General features: G+C 59.8%; 19 protein-coding genes. 5 read left to right on the top strand and 14 right to left on the bottom strand.

The window, feature by feature from the left end; translation table 11 throughout:
* Positions 1-135 precede the first annotated feature (135 nt).
* Positions 136-1,353 carry a glucose-1-phosphate adenylyltransferase gene (gene glgC / locus Q0U90_RS01965; RefSeq protein WP_297450911.1) on the bottom strand — a complete coding sequence of 406 codons (1,218 nt, stop codon included), beginning with the start codon at positions 1,351-1,353 and terminating at the stop codon, positions 136-138.
* Positions 1,354-1,465: 112 nt separating this feature from the next.
* On the opposite strand from glgC, the gene glgA reads away from it, so the two are divergent.
* Positions 1,466-2,662 carry a glycogen synthase gene (glgA, locus tag Q0U90_RS01970; protein WP_297450913.1) on the top strand — a complete coding sequence of 399 codons (1,197 nt, stop codon included), beginning with the start codon at positions 1,466-1,468 and terminating at the stop codon, positions 2,660-2,662.
* Between the two features lie 126 nt (positions 2,663-2,788).
* Positions 2,789-3,538 carry an acetolactate decarboxylase gene (gene budA / locus Q0U90_RS01975; protein ID WP_297450916.1) on the top strand — a complete coding sequence of 250 codons (750 nt, stop codon included), beginning with the start codon at positions 2,789-2,791 and terminating at the stop codon, positions 3,536-3,538.
* Between the two features lie 3 nt (positions 3,539-3,541).
* On the opposite strand, the gene Q0U90_RS01980 is transcribed toward budA, so the two are convergent.
* From Q0U90_RS01980 to Q0U90_RS02005, 6 genes are all read right to left on the bottom strand, one after another.
* Entirely contained in the window at positions 3,542-4,417 is an 876-nt protein-coding gene (locus tag Q0U90_RS01980; protein WP_297450919.1) for a methyltransferase domain-containing protein, read from the bottom strand.
* A 390-nt stretch (positions 4,418-4,807) separates the two neighbouring features.
* The gene (locus Q0U90_RS01985; RefSeq protein ID WP_005509573.1) at positions 4,808-4,975 is read right to left on the bottom strand and encodes a DUF3117 domain-containing protein; all 168 of its coding nucleotides are present in this window, start codon (positions 4,973-4,975) and stop codon (positions 4,808-4,810) included.
* 232 nt (positions 4,976-5,207) lie between these two features.
* Positions 5,208-6,020, bottom strand: a complete 813-nt coding sequence (gene folP / locus Q0U90_RS01990; RefSeq protein WP_297451215.1) for a dihydropteroate synthase — start codon at positions 6,018-6,020, stop codon at positions 5,208-5,210.
* Positions 6,021-6,065: 45 nt separating this feature from the next.
* Positions 6,066-6,893: a TIGR00730 family Rossman fold protein gene (locus tag Q0U90_RS01995; protein ID WP_297450935.1), complete on the bottom strand. Its 828-nt coding sequence runs from the start codon at positions 6,891-6,893 to the stop codon at positions 6,066-6,068.
* A 139-nt stretch (positions 6,894-7,032) separates the two neighbouring features.
* Complete coding sequence (gene dapE / locus Q0U90_RS02000; RefSeq protein ID WP_297450938.1) at positions 7,033-8,169, bottom strand: succinyl-diaminopimelate desuccinylase; 1,137 nt, start codon at positions 8,167-8,169, stop codon at positions 7,033-7,035.
* Positions 8,166-9,098: a hypothetical protein gene (locus Q0U90_RS02005; RefSeq protein WP_297450941.1), complete on the bottom strand. Its 933-nt coding sequence runs from the start codon at positions 9,096-9,098 to the stop codon at positions 8,166-8,168. Before Q0U90_RS02005 ends, dapE begins: the two co-directional genes overlap by 4 nt.
* A 50-nt stretch (positions 9,099-9,148) precedes the next feature.
* Here Q0U90_RS02005 and Q0U90_RS02010 point away from each other — a divergent pair, with 50 nt between their 5' ends.
* The 3 genes from Q0U90_RS02010 to dapD all read left to right on the top strand — a co-directional run bounded on the left by Q0U90_RS02010 (position 9,149) and on the right by dapD (position 12,789).
* Positions 9,149-10,141, top strand: coding sequence for a succinyltransferase (locus Q0U90_RS02010; RefSeq protein ID WP_297450944.1), 993 nt, complete (start codon positions 9,149-9,151; stop codon positions 10,139-10,141).
* A 124-nt stretch (positions 10,142-10,265) separates the two neighbouring features.
* Positions 10,266-11,669: an amino acid permease gene (locus Q0U90_RS02015; RefSeq protein WP_297451218.1), complete on the top strand. Its 1,404-nt coding sequence runs from the start codon at positions 10,266-10,268 to the stop codon at positions 11,667-11,669.
* Between the two features lie 148 nt (positions 11,670-11,817).
* A complete protein-coding gene (gene dapD, locus Q0U90_RS02020; protein ID WP_297450947.1) occupies positions 11,818-12,789 on the top strand; it encodes a 2,3,4,5-tetrahydropyridine-2,6-dicarboxylate N-succinyltransferase in 972 nt (323 codons plus the stop codon).
* Here dapD and Q0U90_RS02025 read toward each other — a convergent pair.
* The 7 genes from Q0U90_RS02025 to typA form a co-directional block, all read right to left on the bottom strand.
* Positions 12,782-13,723, bottom strand: a complete 942-nt coding sequence (locus Q0U90_RS02025) for a pseudouridine synthase (RefSeq protein ID WP_297450950.1) — start codon at positions 13,721-13,723, stop codon at positions 12,782-12,784. The two genes, dapD and Q0U90_RS02025, sit on opposite strands and share 8 nt — an antisense overlap.
* A 65-nt stretch (positions 13,724-13,788) precedes the next feature.
* Entirely contained in the window at positions 13,789-14,916 is a 1,128-nt protein-coding gene (dapC, locus tag Q0U90_RS02030; RefSeq protein ID WP_297450953.1) for a succinyldiaminopimelate transaminase, read from the bottom strand.
* 16 nt (positions 14,917-14,932) lie between these two features.
* Positions 14,933-15,256, bottom strand: a complete 324-nt coding sequence (gene fdxA / locus Q0U90_RS02035) for a ferredoxin (protein ID WP_048761072.1) — start codon at positions 15,254-15,256, stop codon at positions 14,933-14,935.
* 243 nt (positions 15,257-15,499) lie between these two features.
* On the bottom strand, positions 15,500-15,976 hold the full coding sequence (locus tag Q0U90_RS02040) for a hypothetical protein (RefSeq protein WP_297450960.1): 477 nt from the start codon (positions 15,974-15,976) through the stop codon (positions 15,500-15,502).
* On the bottom strand, positions 15,976-16,992 hold the full coding sequence (gene mshB, locus Q0U90_RS02045) for an N-acetyl-1-D-myo-inositol-2-amino-2-deoxy-alpha-D-glucopyranoside deacetylase (protein ID WP_297450964.1): 1,017 nt from the start codon (positions 16,990-16,992) through the stop codon (positions 15,976-15,978). Before mshB ends, Q0U90_RS02040 begins: the two co-directional genes overlap by 1 nt.
* Positions 16,949-19,024, bottom strand: coding sequence for an ABC transporter family substrate-binding protein (locus tag Q0U90_RS02050; RefSeq protein ID WP_297450967.1), 2,076 nt, complete (start codon positions 19,022-19,024; stop codon positions 16,949-16,951). The genes mshB and Q0U90_RS02050 overlap by 44 nt, the downstream gene beginning before the upstream one ends.
* 81 nt (positions 19,025-19,105) lie before the next feature.
* A complete protein-coding gene (gene typA / locus Q0U90_RS02055; RefSeq protein WP_297450970.1) occupies positions 19,106-21,019 on the bottom strand; it encodes a translational GTPase TypA in 1,914 nt (637 codons plus the stop codon).
* Positions 21,020-21,181: the final 162 nt, after the last annotated feature.

Genomic DNA, 21,181 nt, shown 5'->3' on the forward strand with positions numbered 1-21,181 from the left:
CAGATCAACTGCTAAAAATCAGCCCAATCGGACACACTTTTTGAGCCTTAACCCAAAAAGGGTCAATAAAAAGGCACGTACCACACGGTACGTGCCTTTTTGTAGCCCGGTCAGACTCAGACAGGCTCAAACAGCCTAGATAACCTGACCCTTACCAACGGCCACAACGCCGCCAGCGCTGACCTTGAAGCGCTCTGCGTCCTTCTCCGGATCGACACCGATGATGGCACCGTCGGAGACAACAACGTTCTTGTCCAAGATCGCGTGACGGACCACAGCTCCGCGGCCGACGCGGACACCTGGGAAGAGGACGGAACCCTCCACCGTCGCGCCATCCTCGACCACAACATTGGTGCTAATCACCGAGTTGCGGACCGTACCACCGGAGACAATCGAACCGGCCCCGACCATCGAAGCCTGAGCAATACCGCCCTGGACGAACTTGGCCGGAGGCAGGTTCTCCTCCGAGAAGGTGTGGATTGGCCACTTCTTGTTGTAGAGGTTGAACACCGGGTGGACAGAGATCAGGTCCATGTTGGCCTCGTAGAAGGCATCGATGGTACCGACATCACGCCAGTATCCCTTATCGCGTTCGGTCTCACCCGGAACGTAGCTGTCCTTGAAGTCCCAGACGAAGGCTTCGCCCTCCTCTACCAACATCGGGATGATGTTTCCGCCCATGTCATGGTCGGAGTTTTCATCTTCCGAGTCACGCTTAATAGCGTCGATAAGCGCGGAGGTAGTGAAGATGTAGTTACCCATCGACGCGAATGTCGAGTCCGGGTCATCTGGGGTCCCGGGCGGATCAGCTGGCTTCTCCAGGAACTCAGTGATTCGGTTGTTGTCATCTGCATCGATGACACCGAATGCGCTGGCCTCGGAACGCGGGACGCGGATACCAGCGACAGTCACGCCAGCGCCGGACTCAATGTGGGCCTCCAGCATCTGCTGCGGATCCATGCGGTAGACGTGGTCGGCACCGAAGACAATGACGTACTCCGGATCCTCGTCATAAACCAGGTTCAGCGACTGCAGAATCGCGTCAGCCGAACCGGTGAACCAGCGCTTCCCCAGACGCTGCTGAGCCGGCACCGGGGTGACGTACTGGCCGGTGATGCCGGACAGCTGCCACGCCTGCGAAATGTGACGGTCGAGCGAATGGGACTTGTACTGGGTCAGCACACAGATTTTTAGGAAACCTGCGTTGACCAAGTTCGACAGCACGAAGTCGATCAGCCGATAGCTACCGCCGAAAGGCACGGCGGGCTTAGCGCGGTCTTCCGTCAGCGGGAAGAGACGCTTGCCTTCGCCACCGGCAAGGACAATGGACAAAACATGTGGTTGACTCCTCACACCAACCAACCTATATGTGATTTACGTTCCTCGCTGCCAGTCTCCCCTCCCCACTACCCACACCCGGGCATATCAAGCGACGGAAAAAGTCAAATCTGGTTACGCTGGAACTATGCGTGTTGCCATGATGACCAAGGAATACCCTCCGGAGATTTACGGCGGAGCAGGTGTTCACGTAACTGAATTGACCCGTTTTATGCGCGGCCTCGACGGCGTTGACGTCGATGTGCACTGCATGGGCGGTCCCCGCGATGAAGCGGATGTTTACGTCCACGGCGTTGACCCGGAGCTAAAGGATGCCAACGCCTCGATTAAGACGCTGTCCACCGGCTTGCGTATGGCAAATGCCGCCGCGGCAACCGACATTGATGTCGTCCACTCCCACACTTGGTACTCGGGTCTGGGCGGTCACCTCACGGGCTTGCTCAAGGGCATTCCGCATGTGGCTACGGCACACTCGCTGGAGCCGCACCGCCCGTGGAAGCGTGAGCAGCTCGGTGGCGGTTATGACGTCTCCAGCTGGTCTGAGCGCAATGCTATGGAGTACGCGGACGCTGTCATTGCTGTCTCCGCCCGCATGAAGGACGCAATCCTGGATGCCTACCCGCGTATCTCCCCCGACAGTGTCCACGTTGTCCTGAACGGCATCGACACCGAGCTGTGGCACCCGCGCCCGACGTGGGAAGAGTCCAAGGAACAATACGGCTGGTCTGTCCTGGAGGAGCTCGGCGTCGACCCGACTCGCCCGATGGTCGCGTTCGTCGGCCGCATCACCCGCCAGAAGGGTGTCGCCCACCTGGTTAAGGCCGCATCGCTTTTCGACGACGGTGTGCAGCTCGTACTGTGCGCCGGCGCTCCGGACACCCCGGAAATCGCGAAAGAGACTGAGCAGCTCGTCCATGACCTCCAGGAGAAGCGCGATGGCATTTTCTGGGTACAGGACATGCTGCCGAAAGAGAAGATTCAGGAGATCCTGACGGCTGCGGATTCCTTTGTCTGCCCATCCATCTATGAGCCGCTGGGCATCGTCAACCTGGAGGCCATGGCCTGCGGCACCGCCGTTGTCGCCTCTGATGTCGGAGGTATTCCAGAGGTTGTCGTCGACGGTGAAACCGGCACCCTGGTGCACTATGACGAGTCCGATCCGGAGGGCTTCGAACGCGATATTGCCGCCGCTGTTAACAACATGGTTGCCGACCGCGACCGTGCTGCCACAATTGGCCAGGCCGGCAAGAAGCGCGCTGAGGATGTCTTCAGCTGGGAAAACATCGCTGAGCAGACCGTTGAGGTCTACAAGTCTTTGATGTAGCAGATTATTTTCTGAGTTACATCACAAGGGCCCATCGCTTCCGATGAGGAGGCGGTGGGCTTTCTCTGTGCCCGCAACCTGTGCCCGCGATCCGCCCAAACTTGAGCCACAACTATCGCGAATATAATGGCAGCCATGACCACTCACGCTAATTTTCCAACGGTTCGACACACTATTTTCCAAAACTCGCTGATGTCCGCACTGCTCGACGGCATCTACGACGGCGAGATGACCATTGGCGAGATCCTCGGTCATGGCAACTTCGGTATCGGCACTTTCGACGGCCTCGACGGCGAAATGGTAATCCTCGACGGAGTCTGCTGGCAGGTGCGTCACGACGGCTCCGCAACCCGGGCCACCATGGACCAGCGCAGCCCCTACACGGTGGTGACCAACTTCGTCCCGCACACGGTGATGGATGCACCGGAAAACCTGACTCGCAAGGAAATTAGCCCCATCATCGATTCCTTGGTACCGAGCCAAAACTTTATGTACGCACTGCGGATTACCGGGGAATTTGAGTGGGTGAAGACTCGAACCGTCGTAAAGCAGGAAAAGCCGTACCAGAAGATGGTTGATGCGACGGAAGACGACGCGTCGGTTGATTTTGAGAACCTGCGGGGCACGATTGCGGGCTTCCGCACGCCGGTGTACGAGAAGGGCATTTCGGTGCCCGGCTGTCACGTGCACTTCCTCGCGGAAGGCGGCACGGGCGGCGGGCACGTGTTGGACTTCAAGCTGCGATCGGGCACCATCGAGTTGTGCCCTGGTACTGACCTGCAGCTTCGCCTTCCGCTAACGGCGGAGTTCTCGGATGCGGACTTAGATCCCGAAGACCTGGATGACCAGATCCACAAAACCGAGGTTAAGGACTAAGAGCTACTCTCCCGGGCGGCCAAGACGAGTGACGTAGGCGCGGGCGGTAACGTGCATTTCTGCAGGTAGCGCTGCAATACGCTCCTGCAGCACCTCCGGGTGAATATGGCGTGCCGACGGGCTCATACCAATCTGTGCGGCAATTGCACTCTGGTTGAGATTCATATCGAACTCCACCAGCTCCGGGTCGCCGACGGGCACAAGGTGTCCCTCTGCCTGGGAAATCATGCGCTCGACCTTGCCACGCTCGACATCGATGATGCCCAGTGGCTCGCGCAGTTCGCCCAGGTGGCCGGTGGTGGCAGTCAGCACCACGACCTGGCCGCCCGGCTTGAGAACGCGGGCGAACTCCTCCGCATTGCGAGGTGCGAAGACAACCGTAAGGGCATCGATGGAGCTATCACGCAGCGGCAGACGCGCCCACGCATCAGCCACAACCGCACCGAGACGCGGGTGGCTCTTCGCAAGGTGTTTGGCGGCCGGCACTGAGACGTCGATGCCAACGCCCCGGGAATTGGGAATGCTGTCCAGCGTGTGTGCGAGGTAGTAACCAGTTCCTGCACCGACTTCGCAGATGACCGGGCTGGCGGCCTCGGACACGTGGGCGTCGTCAAGCACGTCTTGAACGTTTCCAGTGACCGCCTCAACGAATGGACCATAGTGGCCGCCAGAGAGGAATTCCTCACGGGCGGTAATCATCTTGGCGTCATCGCCGGTGTAGCGCAGACCAGCCCCGCCGGCGAGCGTGACGTACCCCTGGCGGGCGATGTCATAGCTATGGCCGGATTCGGACTTCAGAGTCATTCGTTCGGCATCACCAAACTTCAAATCAGTGCCATCAATGGGGTCAGCGAGCACATCAATGATGTCAGCTAGCACGTCGGTCACTCCTCAAACTGAGCTAGAAAAATAATTTTTACCATCTTAGCCCGTGATGAGCTCAGCCAAGTAACTCATACCTGGCGATTCGATAATCCGACTTACTCGAGGCCAACTCGTTGACGGGTTAATGACTGCGGCTATGTGTGGCGCCGGCGGGTCAATGCAAGTTAGTGGCCGCGTTTATGGCAAAAATGGCCAAAAAATGGCCTGAAAGTGCTATAAACTCACACAGTTTCACATTTGCAGCCCGTACTTTTGTTTATCAACCCTCATTCGAGCCGTTATCACCTGAAAAGGAAAAAGGCGACCTACACCACTTGTGTAGGTCGCCGCTGGGTCAAAACCGGACAGGCCCGACCACTACCCGGTCACTGCTGTGTTATTCCACTACTCCACTACTGCAACGAGCTCGGCGCCGAGCTCCTTGGCTTCCTCTGGCGAAAGCTCCACAACCAAGCGGCCACCGCCATCCGCGGGAACGCGCATCACAATCTTCTTGCCCTCTTTGACTGCCTCCAGCGGACCATCACCGGTACGCGGCTTCATTGCTGCCATGTGAACTCCTTCGTTCTAAGACAATGTCGATGCAGGAGACGACCGGCTACCGCAGTACAACTGTGGCAGCCGGGAGATTAACAATCCCGGTTAACAATCCCCGGATTAGAATCCCGGCCGGCATTTTCGACTACTTCCCTACATCATAGTCCTTTGTCGCAAGCAACGGCATGGGTGAAGTGGTCAGAATCACGCCCGTTACTCCAGGGCTACAGCAGGAGCTACACCAGACTCATACCAGTCCTCGCACCGGATGCAGTGGCGCAAAGTCCCCGGAAATGGCCAGGGTCATACGGCAGACGTCCAGGGTTTCAGCCACCTGATGCGAACGGAACACGGAGACACCGGCAGCTGCCGCGTGCGCGGTCGCAGCCAAGGTGCCAGGCACACGCTGCTCGACCGAGCGATCCAACGTCTCACCGACAAAGTCCTTGTTAGACAGAGCCATCAACACCGGCCAGCCTGTGGCCACGAGCTCATTGCACCGCCGCAGAAGTTCGAGACCGTGGTAAGTGTTCTTGCCGAAGTCATGGGTGGGATCAATGAGGATACGATTTTCCGGCACGCCTGCGTCCACTGCCCTTTGGGCGAGCTTGCCGGTCTCTGAGATGACATCGTCCACGACGTCGTCGTAACGCACGCGAACCGGATTGGTGCGTGGCTGAGCCCCACCGGTGTGCGAGCAGACGTAGCCCACCCCGTGCGCACCGGCGACTTCCAGCAGCTCCGGATCGTGGCCGGCCCAGGTGTCGTTGATGAGGTTAGCGCCGGCTTCGATGGCAACCTCGCCTACCTCGGCGCGCCAGGTATCAACGCTGATGTGCAGGTCAGGATAGCGCTCACGGACCTTCGCGATCGTCGGCACCACGCGCTCAATCTCCTCGGCGACGGTGACTTCCGCACCGATCCCCGCCTTGACGCCTCCGATGTCGACTATGCCCGCGCCGGCAGCAACAACTTCATCGACGCGAACGAGTGCAGCTTCCTCCGCTGCTGTTGCGCCGCGGTCATAGAAGGAATCCGGGGTGCGATTAACGATGGCCATCACCGTCGGCACCGCGGAGTCCTGATAGAAACTCCGCACGGCGTTCTACCTCTCGCTGAAGCGGCGGACTCGACGGAGCTTCTCGCGAACATCGGAGGTCGGCTCGCACTCTTCCATCAGCTTTTCGTGTGCGGCCTCGATGTACTCGACAGCTTCTTCAATGGAGTCGGTGACCAGGAAAAGGTCCATATCGGTAGGCGAAATCAACCCCATGGCCACCAGTTTCTCGCGCATCCAATCAACCAGCCCGGACCAGAACTCGGTGCCCAGCAGCACAATCGGGTGATTTTCCACCTTCTCGGTCTGCACCATCACCAGTGACTCAAAGAGTTCATCGAGCGTTCCAAAACCACCCGGCAGACAAATGAATGCCTGCGAGTACTTCAGGAACATGGTCTTGCGCACGAAGAAGTAGCGGAAATTCATGCCCAGGTCGACCCAGTCATTGAGGTGCTGCTCGTGCGGCAGCTCAATGCCGAGCCCAATGGATAGACCATCGGCATCGTAGCAACCGCGGTTTGCAGATTCCATGATGCCCGGCCCACCGCCGGTGATGGTTGCGTAACCGGCTTCCGCCAGCGCCTTCCCCAGGTTAAAGCCCCACTGATAGTAAGGGCTGTCCTCGGTCAAGCGTGCCGAACCGTAGACCGTCACCGCCGGCGGAATCTCTGCCAACGCACCGAAGCCGTCGACGAATTCCGACTGAATGCGCAGCACACGCCAGGTGTCGTTGTGTAGCCAATCCGTGTTTGGATTGTGCGACAACAGCCTGCGATCTGTGGTGGATGCCTGCGGTTCGCCCGCCTGTCGAATTGCAATCGGGCCACGGAGTGCACGGCGCTTAGCTGGGGACGGAGTACGTACGGGTTTCATAACCTCACAATGTATGTCAGCTACGACATACTCGCACCCGGTCGACGTGGCAGGGTGTGGTTCGAGGCCTGTGCGGGCGCTGACACTGTGCCTGACACAGCGCCTGGCGTAGTGCTTGTCGCAGGAGCCGTCGCGGGGCTCACTCAGCCGCTGGTGCGGTGGTCAAGTACCGCCGTAAATCCTCCCACAGTGCCGTAATGCACTCGACCGGAATTTGCTCGTCCTTCTTGTGGCAGTACGCCGGATCACCTGGACCAAAGTTCACTGCCGGAATGCCGAGCGCCGAAAAACGCGCCACATCGGTCCACCCAAACTTGGGCTTGACGACGTCACCTGCGACCGCAACCAATTCCTTCGCAGCAGCCGCATGCAGTCCCGGCAATGCCCCAGGGCTCACATCCTCAACCTCGACGGTGAGGTCTTCGGCCGCAAACTCGTCGAGCCCCAGCACCTCGCGGAAGTGAGCCATCGCCTCGTCGGCGCTGCGGTTGGGCGCGAATCGGAAGTTGACCCGCAACACTGCTTCGTCGGGAACCGTGTTGGTGGCAACGCCAGCCTCCAACCAGACGACGTTGAGCCCTTCGCGGTAGGCCAATCCGTCGATGTCCACAGTCTGTGGCTCATAAGCAGCAATGCGCGTAAGCACTGGCGCGAGCTTGTGCACGGCATTGTCACCGAGCCACGCCCGGGCCGAGTGTGCGCGAGTGCCATGCGCGGTGAGCCTCAGACGGATTGAGCCCTGACAACCGGCCTCTATGACATTGCCGCTGGGCTCGCCCAACAGTGCGACATCGCCGGTCAAAAGCTCCGGATGCGACTCACTCAAGTGCCGCAGTCCGTTGAACTCCGCTGCAATTTCTTCACACTCGTACATGATGAGCGTCAGGTCGCGCTGCAGCTCCTGGCTTGCCGCAAGTGTCGCAAAAGCATGCAGATATACCGCGTCACCGCTCTTCATATCCACAGTTCCGCAACCAAAGAGCGTGTCTCGCCCCTGCGCGTCCACCCCGCGCGTCGAGGGCACATTGTCCGCAGTCGGCACCGTATCCAGGTGCCCTGCCAAAATCACGCGCTGCGACAGCCCGCGGTGGGTCCGCGCAATCACGTTATTGTCGATGCGCAGGACCTCAATCGTTGCATCGGCTCGCGCTACCTCGCGCAATGCCTCCTCAACAGCATCCGCAATTGCGGCCTCGTTGTGGGACACCGATTCAATGTCCACCAGCGCCGCTGTGAGGTCGACAGGGCCTTGGAGCAGATTTAACGTCGCATTCACATCAAACCAGCGTACAAACCATTGTGCGCCAGCGAAACCAAAATTTTGTGATGAATATGCGCCGCACGGCCATTGATTGCATCGCCGTTGGCGGGTGCTCCGCCACCGAGGAACAGCGCCAGCTCGTGCGGCTCTGCGGATGTCACGCCAATTCGCCCCTCCGCCGGCCGCTTGAGCCCATCAGCCACCTCAAAGACCAGAGTTTTCGCGCCATCCGGCAGAGTCTGGGCAATGATTGCTTCCGGAGTTTCGCTTGCCGACGACCCCAGCGCCCGCTCCCCCATCGCAGCATCGGCGGCACCTCCCTGACCTGCTTCCTCCGCAAGGACACCAGCGCCCGGACCGTAGACCACAGCTACACGCGAGCCATAGACGGCAATTACCGGCCGCAGCTCATTCGTGCTGACAATCACAGTGGAACCGGCCAGCGGTTTACAGACGGCCGCGACAATCTTGGCCGTTGCATGTGGCAGCTGCACCGGAGTGGGATCGATGTCTCGTCGATAAGCAGGGCGGAGCGTTTCGGCGACATCCCCTAACTCGTCGCGCTCCCACATGGGCAGGGCGTCAATACGCGCCTGCTGGTCACGGTTCTTGCGCTCCAGCAGCAGGCGAGCAATCATGCCGCCGCCGAGCCCCACGGCGATGGCAACTGCGAGAACCAGGACAAGACGATTCGGAGCAATAACCGCGACCACTGCGGCAATAACCACGCCTACAGCGCCCATCGGCATTGCGCGAGGCGGTAAAACGAAGCCAAAAAAGCTGGCCACAGCGAGAATCCAGGCACTAAATAGCGCGAAGCCGATGTAGAAGACCACTGACAGGGCGAGGATGTAACCGAGTCCGAGCACACCGAGCGCAACGATGAGGCTAACCAGGAACCACTGCTTCATCTTCTGTGTGCTTTCATGGCCAGCTAGGGGCATCGTTCATCCTTCCGCGAAGATTTCTCAAATGGATACTAATATTAAGAATCATGATTACATCTGGTGCTGTCGCTACGGGAATCGCCAACATCGCAATGGACGGGACAGTCCTTGATACGTGGTTTCCCGCACCTCAGTTAAGCCATGAGGTCGAAGAATCGAGTACTCACCGACTCGGCGCCGCTGATTTAACCCCACAGCTGCTGCGTCAGGTGATTTTGGACGAAGATCGCCGTGTGGAGCAGGTTGCGGTGCGCACGTCCATTGCGGATTTGTCCAAGCCGGCCGTTGACCCGCACGATGCGTACCTGCGGCTGCATTTGCTCTCTCACCGCCTGGTCAAGCCGCATCAGCTGAATACCAAGGGCCTCTACGAGCTGCTCCACGTCGTGGCGTGGACCAACAAGGGGCCATGTCTGCCGGATAACTTCGAGCAGCTGCGCACCCATTTGCGCGTCCGCGGCCTCATCCACGTCTACGCCATCGACCGCATGCCACGCATGGTCGACTATGTGTTGCCCGCCGGTGTCTGCATCGCCGAGGCCGAACGCGTTCGGTTGGGCGCTTACCTGGCACCGGGCACGTCAGTGCTGCGCGAGGGTTTTGTTTCGCTGAACTCGGGCACACTGGGGCCCTGCAAGATTGAAGGCCGCCTGTCCTCCGGCGTCGTTATTGGCGCGCACACGAAGGTGGGGCTGTCCGCCTCCATCATCGCTGCCCATGACGATTATGGTCAGCGTAAGCCGCTCACTATTGGCGAGCGCTGTCACATCGATATCGCCGCCGGCACCGTCGGTGTCAGCCTCGGTGATGACTGCGTCATTGACCGCAGCATCCTCATCGCCCCCGATACACCAATCGATGTCCCCTCGGAGAATCGCCGCATCCAGGCATGGGAAATTTCGGGCCGTGACAACATGCACTTCTACCACCACCCTGACCACTCGGCAGTGTGCGTCCGCCGCACAGAGCGCCCCGATAACGGCGATGGTGCCACTGCTTTCGCTCAGCTTGCCGACGTGCCGGATGAACTGGCCGGATAACCTGAATTAGGTGCTCTTTTCGGCACCTGAATGGGCCCCCAACCTGTGAACGGGGGTAACCCCGCTCCACAGTTATTGCCCCTGTTATCCGCCAGGTAAAGTTTGCGACATGACCGAATCGCAAATTACCTCCACCTCCAGCGAGACAACTCAGCTGGGCAAGGGGCTGCAGGTTCGACACCTGACCATGATGGGTCTTGGCTCCGCAATCGGTGCCGGTCTTTTCCTTGGTACGGGCGTCGGCATTAAGGCAGCTGGCCCGGGTGTTCTAATTTCCTATGTCATCGCTGGCTTCATTGTCGTCCTCGTCATGCAGATGCTCGGCGAGATGGCAGCCGCCCGCCCGACACCGGGTAGCTTCTCCACCTACGCCGAGATGGCCTTTGGCTCGTCCGCAGGCTTCGTCCTCGGCTGGCTCTACTGGTTCATGCTCATCATGGTGCTCGGTGCTGAGATTACCGGTGCCGGTGCCATCATGGGTGCGTGGTTCGGTATCTCGGGCTGGATTCCGGGCCTCATCTGTGTCGTCTTTTTCGCCGTGGTGAACCTTGCCAATGTCCGCGGTTTCGGCGAATTCGAATTCTGGTTCGCGTTCATCAAGGTCGCGGTAATCATCGCGTTCCTGGTCATCGGCGTTCTGCTCTTCTTCGGTCTGCTGCCGGGCACCAGCTTTGTCGGTACGACGCATATTGCTGAGTCCGGATTCCTCCCGAATGGCGCTTCCGGCATTGCTGCTGGCTTGCTGGCCGTGGCCTTCGCCTTCGGCGGCATCGAGATTGTCACCATCGCCGCCGCTGAGGCCGACGATCCGCAGCGCTCCATCGCCGCCGCTGTCCGTTCGGTGATTTTCCGTATCTCTGTGTTCTACCTGGGCTGCGTGACCGTCATCATCCTGCTGCTGCCATACTCCCAGATTGACGGTGCTGATTCCGCAGCTGAGTCGCCGTTCACCCTGGTTCTGAAGCAGGCGAATATTCCGGGTGCCGTTGGCTTCATGGAGGCCATCATCGTGCTGGCGCTGCTGTCTGCGTTCAACGCTCAGATTTACGCCACCTCTCGCCTGGTCTACTCGATGTCCACCCGCGGCGAGGCTCCGCGCTTCTTCGCTCATACCAACGAGCACGCGGTTCCGAACCGCGCGGTCATCATGTCGATGGTTTTCGCATTTGTCTCCGTCGGTCTGCAGGTTGTCTTCGACGGCTCTAGCGTCCTGGTCTTCCTGCTGAACGCTGTCGGTGGCTGCTTGCTGGTGATTTGGCTGGTCATTGCACTGTCTGAGATTAAGCTGCGTCCGCAGATGGAGGCCAACAACGAGCTTTCCGTTCGCATGTGGGCCTACCCAACACTGTCCTGGGTGGCGGTCGTCCTGATTCTGGGCCTTGCTGTTGGCATGCTCACCGACCCGGGTGCTCGCCAGCAGGTCATCGCCGTCGTGTGCGTCACCGCGTTCCTCGCAGTGCTTGCCGCGCTGACGAAGAAGAATCGTACCGCTGCACGCGAGGCTCTCGAGTCCGCCGACGGCAATTAGCCGACAGGAACTAATGACAATGGCTGCACGTACCTGCTGCAACTGATTGCAGGGCGTGACCGCCTTGTCACCCCTATCTGAACATTGCCTTCCTACACATTTACGGAATCCTTTTCACAGATAGGAAAATGCCGGTAGCCTGTGTTCCATGAAATTTGGAGCACAAGCTACCGGCATTGCAACTTTTAACAACGATTCTGTTCTCGACGTTTGGTTCCCCGCCCCCGAGCTCATCGAAGAGGGCGTCGCAACCTCCACCACGACCGGAACTATTGACGCCGACGCGCTGGCCGAAGATTTCACCTATCTCGCAGATCTGGCCGTTGCCGACGCGGACCGCGGCACCACACGCCGCCTGGTTACCGCCACTATCGGTTCACTCGATGACGCTCCGGCTGACACCATCGACGCATACCTGCGACTCCACCTGCTCTCTCACCGTCTGGTTACACCCAACAGCATCAACTTGGACGGTATCTTCAGCAAGCTCAACAACGTAGTGTGGACCAATTTCGGCCCCTGCGCTGTCGAAGGCTTCGAGGTAACCCGAGCCAAGCTGTCCCGCCGCGGGCCCGTCACCGTCTACTCCATCGATAAGTTCCCCCGCATGGTCGACTACGTCACGCCCACCGGAGTCCGCATCGGCGACGCTGACCGAGTGCGCCTTGGCGCTCACCTCGCAGAGGGCACCACAGTCATGCACGAGGGCTTCGTCAACTTCAACGCAGGCACGCTTGGACACTCCATGGTGGAAGGCCGCATTTCTCAGGGCGTTATCGTCGACGACGGCTCCGATATTGGCGGCGGGGCATCGATTATGGGCACACTTTCCGGTGGAGGTAAGGAAGTTGTGTCCGTCGGCAAGCGGTGCTTGCTCGGTGCGAACGCTGGTCTCGGTATCTCGCTGGGCGATGACTGCGTGCTGGAGGCCGGCCTCTACATCACCGCGGGCACCAAGTGCCATGTCGCGTTGGATGGCGTGAAGAAGACCCTGAAGGCACGTGAGCTCTCGGGCGGATCAAATATGCTCTTCCGCCGCAATTCGCTCTCCGGCGCGGTTGAAGTTGTGCCGTGGGCTGCCGAGAAGGTCAAGCTCAGCGCGGAGCTGCACGCTAACTAGCGTTGGTCGGCGCGTCCGCGGGAGCCGCGATGTTTCGCGCGCTTCGGTAAGTACGTCGCTCGCCAGTGACAGGATCGACGAACGCCAGCGCGGTCGCCGTCAGTCGCAGCTGTGGCGTGTATTTTGGCGCGCTGCCCTCGCTTGACGACGGCCCCAACACCCCCGCCTGCCTGCCGTAAGTGTCCTCGCCGAGGATGGGATAGCCCAACCAGTCCATCGTCACCCGCAGCTGGTGTGTGCGGCCCGTATGCGGCTGCAAGCGCCAGTGCCCTACCTGCATGCGGCTACCACAATGCCCGCAGCCGCAACCGACTGTGTGCAACGGAATACTGGCACTAGACACCGCGCCGCGATCGCTCGCCAGCACATCGCCGATGTCCGCTGCCGCTGGGCCAAGGAAGGTCACGGTTGTGTGTGCAAGCTTGTACTTGGGATTCTTCGCAGCAACGCGTGCGGAATCGTCGGCCTCTACGACTTTCACTCCGCGCCCAGCCGGGTTGGGGTCTAGCAGCAGTGTGACTTCCCTACTCTGCCCAGCATGCCAATCATCCGGCATCACCGTGAGGCATTCGTATTCTTTGGTGATTTCCCGATTCTGAAAAAGCTGCTGGTAGCGAGCACGCGTAGCCGGATTCCGGGATAGCAGCATCAGACCGCTGGTCAGTAGATCCAGGCGATGAACGGCCACAATCTCCGGTTCACCGAGCTTGCGCCGCAGGCGCTCCTGCACGGTATTGGCCACGATGCGGCCGTTGGGAGTGGCAGGCAGAAACGGTGGCTTGTCCACGACCAAAAATTCATCGGTGCCGGCCACAATTGTCGGCTCGAAGGGGATGTACTCCTCGCACTCATGGGCTGCGGCATCGACCTGCGCTGCCTGACGGTTCTTCTCAAGCCCCCACCAGGAATCGCGGTTGCCAGCAGCTCGTCCCACAGCGCACTCCCCTTGTCATATTTTTGGTCGATGCCGATGGCGATACGACAGACACCTGTGTCGGCCTAGCCGCGAATGCGCGAAGCCGCCTTCTCCACGTCCGAAAGAGTCGCGGTGAGCCCCACACGCACGTGCTGCGCTCCCTTGGGGCCGTAGAAGCTGCCCGGCGCGACCAGGATGCCGCGCTCTGCCAACCAATCGACCGTCTGCCAGCAGTCTTCCCCGCGAGTAGCCCACAGGTAGAGACCACCTTCAGAGTTATCGATTCGAAAGCCCGCAGCCACTAGGGCATCGGCCAGAATCTCACGGCGGCCAGAGTAGCGCTGCTTTTGTTCGGCCTCGTGGGAGTCGTCGTTAAGCGCGGCGATTGTGGCGTGCTGAATCGGCCCCGGCATCATCAATCCCATGTGGCGGCGGACGGCAACCAGCTCCGCAATGAGATCCGCATCGCCGGCGAACCAACCCGCACGGTACGACGCCATGTTCGATGTCTTTGACAGCGAATGGATGGCCAGAAGATTGGTGAAATCGCCGTCACACACGCGCGGGTCGAGGATGCTGACCGGCTGTTCGGTCCAGCCGAGCCCCAGATAGCACTCGTCAGAGGCGACGATAACGTCACGCTCGCGAGCCCACTGAACGACCTTGCGCAGGTGCTCAACCCCGAGGACCTTGCCGTTGGGGTTGCCCGGGGAGTTAATAAACATCAGTGTCGGCGAAGCGGGGCCAATCTGAGTCAGCGAATCCGCACGCAGCAACTCAGCACCTGCGATGCGAACGCCGACCTCATAGGTGGGGTATGCCAGCTCCGGGATAACGACGGTATGCCCCGCGCCGACGCCGAGAAGGAAGGGCAGCCAGCCAATCGCTTCCTTCGTACCGATTACCGGAAGCACATTGCCGCCCTGGACGGCAGGCTCCAGTCCGGTCACGCCGTAGCGCCGGACCATTGCCGAAACAATCGCCTCGCGCAGCTCTGGCGTGCCGACGGTCTGTGGATAACCCGGCTGCACAGCTCCTTCGGAAAGACCCTTGCGGATTACTGGAGCCACGTCATCGACCGGTGTGCCGACCGAGAGATTCACCATGCCCTCGGGATGCGCAGCCGCCGTGGCTTTTGCCGGGGCGAGAGAATCCCACGGAAACTGAGGTAACAAAGAACCGGGAGTTACACGCTTGCGGGAAGCTGACATGAGCGGTTATAGCGTCCTAGTCTTCTGCCTGCGGCGGCAGAGCAGCCACGAAAGGCACGTCGAAGTCCTGCGGGCCGAGCTTGGCAGCACCGCCTGGGGAACCCAGCTCATCGAACCAGTCGACATTGGCATCGATGTACTCAATCCACTCATCCGGCACATCGTCCTCGTAGAAGATGGCCTCTACTGGACAAACCGGCTCACAAGCGCCACAGTCCACACACTCATCAGGGTGGATGTAGAGCATGCGCTTGCCCTCATAAATGCAGTCAACCGGGCACTCTTCGACGCATGCGCGGTCGAGAACGTCAACACATGGCTGGGCAATGATGTAAGTCATGACTTTAGGTTTTAAAGAACCTTTCTCACAAGATATGGGCTGAGGCTTTTTACTATCTGTCGATTATGCCGTTTCGACGGGAAACAGAGCAAAATAGACAGAGCGGTACATTCAGATTGGAGTCTACACCCAACGTAGGTGTTGTTTTCAACTAGCTCCAGAATTAGACATATCGATGCGCGATCGGGTGGCGGGATTAGCCACAGACCAGCCGTGCGACACCGGCTAGGAGCAGCTAGACGGCTAGAGCGACCGCAGATGACGCAATGGCCAGGCCCCGCCCAGCACGCCGAAAGCTAGCAGCAGAACAGTTCGCAACCACTGCCCCATGGCCACATCTCCACCCGAGGGAATAACCGCCCACAGCAAGAAAACGGCAAAACCCAGCAGCCACAGGCCAGTCGGAATGGCAGCCTTAGCGCGGTCGCGAGTCCACAACAACGCAGTGTTGGTGATGATCAGATTGCCGATATAGGCCAGTGGAATCGTCCACGGCAGCGGAACAGCAACCGAGCCGACAGTAATCCACGTTCCAAGGAACACAACCTCGATAACCAGCACCGCCAGCGCGGCCAGCGACAGCCACACCAGTGCAACCGTCACCTCGCCCTGGTGGAAATTCTCCCGTGGTTGCGAGTGATTGGGTTCGCCCCAGTAGCGCTCATCCCCGAACGAGCGATTTTCGCTACTCGAAAGCTCACGAGGTTGCGGATCACTCATCATCCGTGCTCCCCCTTGGCCGCGGAGCCACATCCTCTATCAGACTCGCGCCCGTTCCCGGCACCGGGAGCTTCTACCGGTTCTTCAACCAACCGCAGGCCCACCAGCTCCCCCAAAGCCTCCAGGCTTTCAGCGGACACCGTACCAAACCGGTAGGCCTCAGTCGGCGTCACCGGTTGACACAACAAATTGGAAAACGCCCAAACAGCTCGCGCACGACTAGAGCCATCGGCCTGCCCATAGGCGGCATCCGGATTGACCTCACTGACCCAGCCGTCGGCAAACCACACCTGCGTCGCATGCGCACGCATCGCCGCAACCTTGGCTGCCACAGCGGCATCGTCCAACTGAACCTCCAACTGGCCTGTCACAGTAGCGAAGTCATCGACATCACACGCCTGCCAGCCTTCCGGCACGACGGTAATGGCATCGAGCCCGGCCGCCATTGCTTCACGGTCGGTGACCGCCCACAGCGTCGGAAAGCGATTGCCGCATGCCGCAACCGTGATGTCGTGTGCGCGAATATGGTCCGGGTGCCCATAGCCACCATCGGCGTCGTAGGTAATGACCAGGTCCGGCTGCAGTTCGTCGAGGATGGTGCGAAGCTGCTCGACTGCCTCATCGCCGGAGTTGATGAAGGCGCGGGGATGCTCATTGCCCTTGTCACCGGCCATGCCGGAGTCCCGCCAACGGCCCGCACCGCCGAGGAATCGTGGCGCGTTATCCGGACCATTAGCTCCCAGCGCGCGAAGCGCCGAACGCAACTCCGCCACTCGAAAACCGCCGAGCTGATCAGCTTCGTCAGCAACTAGCCCCTGATACGGCGCGCCGATGACTTCTCCCAGCTCGCCCATCGTGCAAGTCACGACGCTTACCGACGCTCCAGCGCGCGCGGCAGCCGCAATCAAACCACCTGTCCAGATGGACTCGTCATCCGGGTGTGCGTGAACAAAAAGTAACTTCACGAGTCTCTTACTTCCCCTTGTTCTGTTCGTCGACGCTCTCTCGGCCGTCATTGTTCTGGCCGGAACCATTCTGCCCACTCTCGTCCCTGGGATTGTCTCCCGGTTGCGAGTTCTCAGACGATTCGCGTGCTCCACGTGGTACCGAAACCCGGCGAACTTCTGCCAACGCACCTAGACGACCCAGCACCGGGTCATCCGTCCACTGCGAGGAGTCGTTCCGACCAGTAATTGTAATTTCCGGGCTGACAACAGTGAGCAAGCTATCCTTCACCAACGTCACCTCTATGCTGTGACCAGCAATAATATCCGCAAGCTCCCCTGGCAATTCAGCACGGTCGGGAGCCAGTAGCTCATCTACCTGCGGGTCGCACAGGCCGGCAAGATTTTCACCGCGAGCAGCCGACTTCGGGGCCACGGGCACACCACCCACCTCAGCTGGCTCGCCAAGCGCAGAAGAATTGGACTTTTCAGGCTGCGATACATCATCGTCAGACTCACTCGGAGCAGACTTCGCCGAACTATCGACGCTATCGTTTCCAGCCCCGGCCTCGGCATCAGGCTGCGCATTTTCTTCTGCTTCGTCCATGCCCTTCGGGGCCAGTGAACTGACCGAGCTTTCCGTACACGCATAGCGTTCACGGGCTGCCGGGAGAGAATTAGCTTGCTCAGACCACGCCACCACAGCATCGACGGTGCCATAGGGCAACGAAGAACGCAGCATATCCGCCGTCGAGTACGAGACCACCGTGGTGGGAACACCCGCTGCAGTCAATTGATCAGAAACAGCAAAAGCCGCAGCGCGTGCCGTCATACCGTCGCTAATAATGCCAATTCGCAGCGGATTATCCTCAGTGAAACCGGCTTGTGGCCCTTCGATTTGTTCCTGTCCACCGCTTTCGCCAGTGTCGCCAGGAATTCTACGACCGGTGGCAACTTCCGCGACCTCTGTGGTGTCGATCGTGCTCAGGATGGCTTTGCGGACGGACTCGTCGGCAAGCCTGTGCGAAGCAAGATTTGTACTAAAGACCAGTTCCCGGTTGGGTTCGTGGAAGAACTCAGCAACGCTAGGCACCAAGCCGTACGTCAACTCGGAGGTCTCCTTCGGGCGGACCTGCACCGCCTGAATCTGCTTCGAACGCAGTTGCTCTGCACCGTCGATGGCACTGCGCATGGCGCGCAGCGTGATAACTTCCGACACTGCTGGTTTCTCACCCCAGTAGCGGTCATTCCGCACCAACCGAATGATGTTGCGGCCAACATCCATCGACTCAACCGTGTACTGCCCACCGGATGCCGGGAATCGGCTATCTAAGCCTTCGGAAAAGCCATCGGTATTCGTGCGCATCAGGTGCGCTGGCAAAAGATGGGTAAATAGCCGCTGCCAATGCGCAATCGGACGCGTGAACTTCACGTCAACCTGACGACCACCGTCGGAGACATCGATGGACTTAATGAGCTCGTAAGTCTCCGTATCCAGCGCGCCTGGCGTGGAGGTAACCTGCGAATGCAGGTAGCGGAAGTCCTCCCCACTAATCGGCGTGCCATCACTCCACTGCGCGCCCTTGCGGATGCGGTAGCGAACGTGCTCAGCAACCACTGCCGGGTCCGTCACATCAACATCAGCGGCTTTCCACCTGCCCGCCCCGCTGGAGGCAGTACTGTCACTGCGATCGTCATCGACGATGACCTGCACAGAATCCAGCAGGTCATCGTTGAGCAGCCACTGTGGAGCCACCGCCGGACGGGCATTCACAGCATCGTCCGCACCACCCGCAACCGGCGCGGGAGTGAAAACGCTGGGGAGCGTCAGACGCGCGACGAGGCTGGTCACTGGGGAAACGTCGGCAAGCAAATGCGGATTGAAACCTTCGACAAACTCGTCGACGCCGACCGTGACTTCACGCATCTTTTTCGCCTGGTCAGCAGACTCTTCCCGCTGCACCGGCACTTCCTGCTGCCCGGGCACCGTTGGCGCGTCCGACGGGCGAGCCATGCACGAAGACGCCAAAGCCGCCGTCACGCAGAGCGTCGATGCTACAAAGAATCGACGGGAACCTGCTTGACGACGGCTGCGAATGAACATAACCACGAGATTACTCGACACCTGGTCGAGTCAGTTATCCCGAGACTGTTTTCCAGGTGGTTTAGAACCTGACAACCTGACTTACTTCTTGTTCATAGCCTTCGCACGAGAACGAGCGCGGGCGCGATCGGTGGCGCTGAGGATCTGCTTGCGCACGCGGATGCCCTCCGGGGTTACCTCAACACACTCGTCGGCACCACAGAACTCCATGGCCTCATCAAGGGAGAGCTTGTGGGCCTTCTCCAGCGTGACGGTCGCATCGGCAGAGGCTGCACGCATATTGGTGAGCTTCTTTTCCTTGGTGATGTTGATGTCCATGTCCTCATCACGCGGGTTCTGGCCGACCACCATGCCCTCGTAAGCCTGGTCACCCGGCTCCACGAAGAAGGTACCGCGGTCAGAGAGCTGAATCAGCGCGTATGCGGTGATCTGGCCAGTGCGGTCAGCCACCAGCGAACCGGTCGGGCGGTCCTTGATCTCGCCAGCCCACTCGCCGTAACCGGCTGAGTAGTGGTTGGCGATGCCGGTGCCCTTGGTCTCCGTCATGAAGGTAGTACGGAAGCCAATCAGACCTCGGGACGGAATGAGGAACTCCATACGCACCCAACCGGTGCCCTGGTTGCCCATCTGCTCCATGCGTCCCTTGCGGGCAGCCATCAGCTGAGTGACCGCACCCAAGTGCTCTTCCGGAACGTCGATGGTCAGGTGCTCGTACGGCTCCTGCACCTTGCCGTCGACAGTCTTGGTAACAACCTGCGGCTTACCGACGGTTAGCTCAAAGCCCTCACGACGCATGGTTTCAACCAGGACGGACAGCGCCATTTCACCACGCCCCTGTACCTCCCAAGCATCTGGGCGCTCAGTCGGCAGCACCCGCAGCGAGACGTTACCAATCAGCTCCTGGTCCAGGCGGGCCTTGACCATACGAGCGGTCAGCTTGTCGCCACCGCCCTGGCCAGCCAGCGGCGAGGTGTTAACGCCGATGGTCATGGAAATAGCCGGCTCGTCAACCAGAATGCGCGGCAGCGGGTCCGGGTGCTCGACGTCGCACAGCGAGTCACCAATCATGACCTCGTCGATGCCGGAGATAGCAGCGATGTCACCTGCGATGGCCTCTTCGGCGGGGACACGGGTCACGCCGACGGTACGCAGCAGCTCTGCAACCTTTGCGTTCTTGACGTGCTCCTTGCCCTCGGAGTCGTAGTGAATCCACGAGATCTGCTGACCCTTGCGGATACGCCCCTTGTGAATACGAATCAAACCAATTCGGCCCAGGAAGGAGCTGGAGTCCAGGTTGGTGACCTGCGCCTGCAGCGGAGCATCAATCTCAGCGGACGGCTCCGGGAGCACCTCGGTGATGACGTCGAACAGCGGCTGGAGGTTCTCAGACTCCGGCAGGTTACCGTTGCCCGGGTTCTCGGTAGAGGCCTTGCCGGCGCGACCGGAAGCGTAGAGCACCGGCAGCTCGAGGTTGCGCTCTGCAACCTCAGCGGCCTCCGGATCTTCCAGGGTGGAGGCCAGTTCGAGCAGCAAATCCTGCGCTTCCTCGACGACCTCGTCGATACGTGCATCCGGACGGTCGGTCTTGTTGACGACAATGATGACCGGCATGGAGGCGGCCAGCGCCTTGCCCAGCACGAAGCGGGTCTGCGGCAGCGGGCCTTCGGAGGAGTCAATCAGCAGCACGACACCGTCAACCATGGACAGTGCGCGCTCCACCTCGCCACCGAAATCGGCGTGACCAGGGGTGTCAATGACGTTGATGATGAGGTCTTCGCCGTTCTTACCCTCACCTTTTCGGCGAATAGCGGTGTTCTTCGCCAAGATGGTGATGCCCTTTTCCTTTTCAAGGTCACCAGAGTCCATCACTCGGTCTGCAACTTCTTCGTGGTCGCTGAAAACGCCGGACTGCTCCAGCATGGCGTTCACGAGAGTGGTCTTGCCATGGTCGACGTGTGCGACGATGGCGACATTACGGAACTCGGTATCGCTCACAGGCGGATAGCTCCTAACAAGCTAAGAGGACTAAAAAGAAACGAGATACGGGCTTATAACGACTCGCATCAACGCGTAATAAAAGCGTTCTACAGTCTACTCCTTCTCAATGGTCCCGCACATCTGAGTGCTTTCTTCGCAACCCCGAGCACCCATCCGTCA

Source organism: uncultured Corynebacterium sp., from assembly GCF_946998835.1.
In the GTDB taxonomy this organism is placed as follows: Bacteria; Actinomycetota; Actinomycetes; order Mycobacteriales; family Mycobacteriaceae; genus Corynebacterium.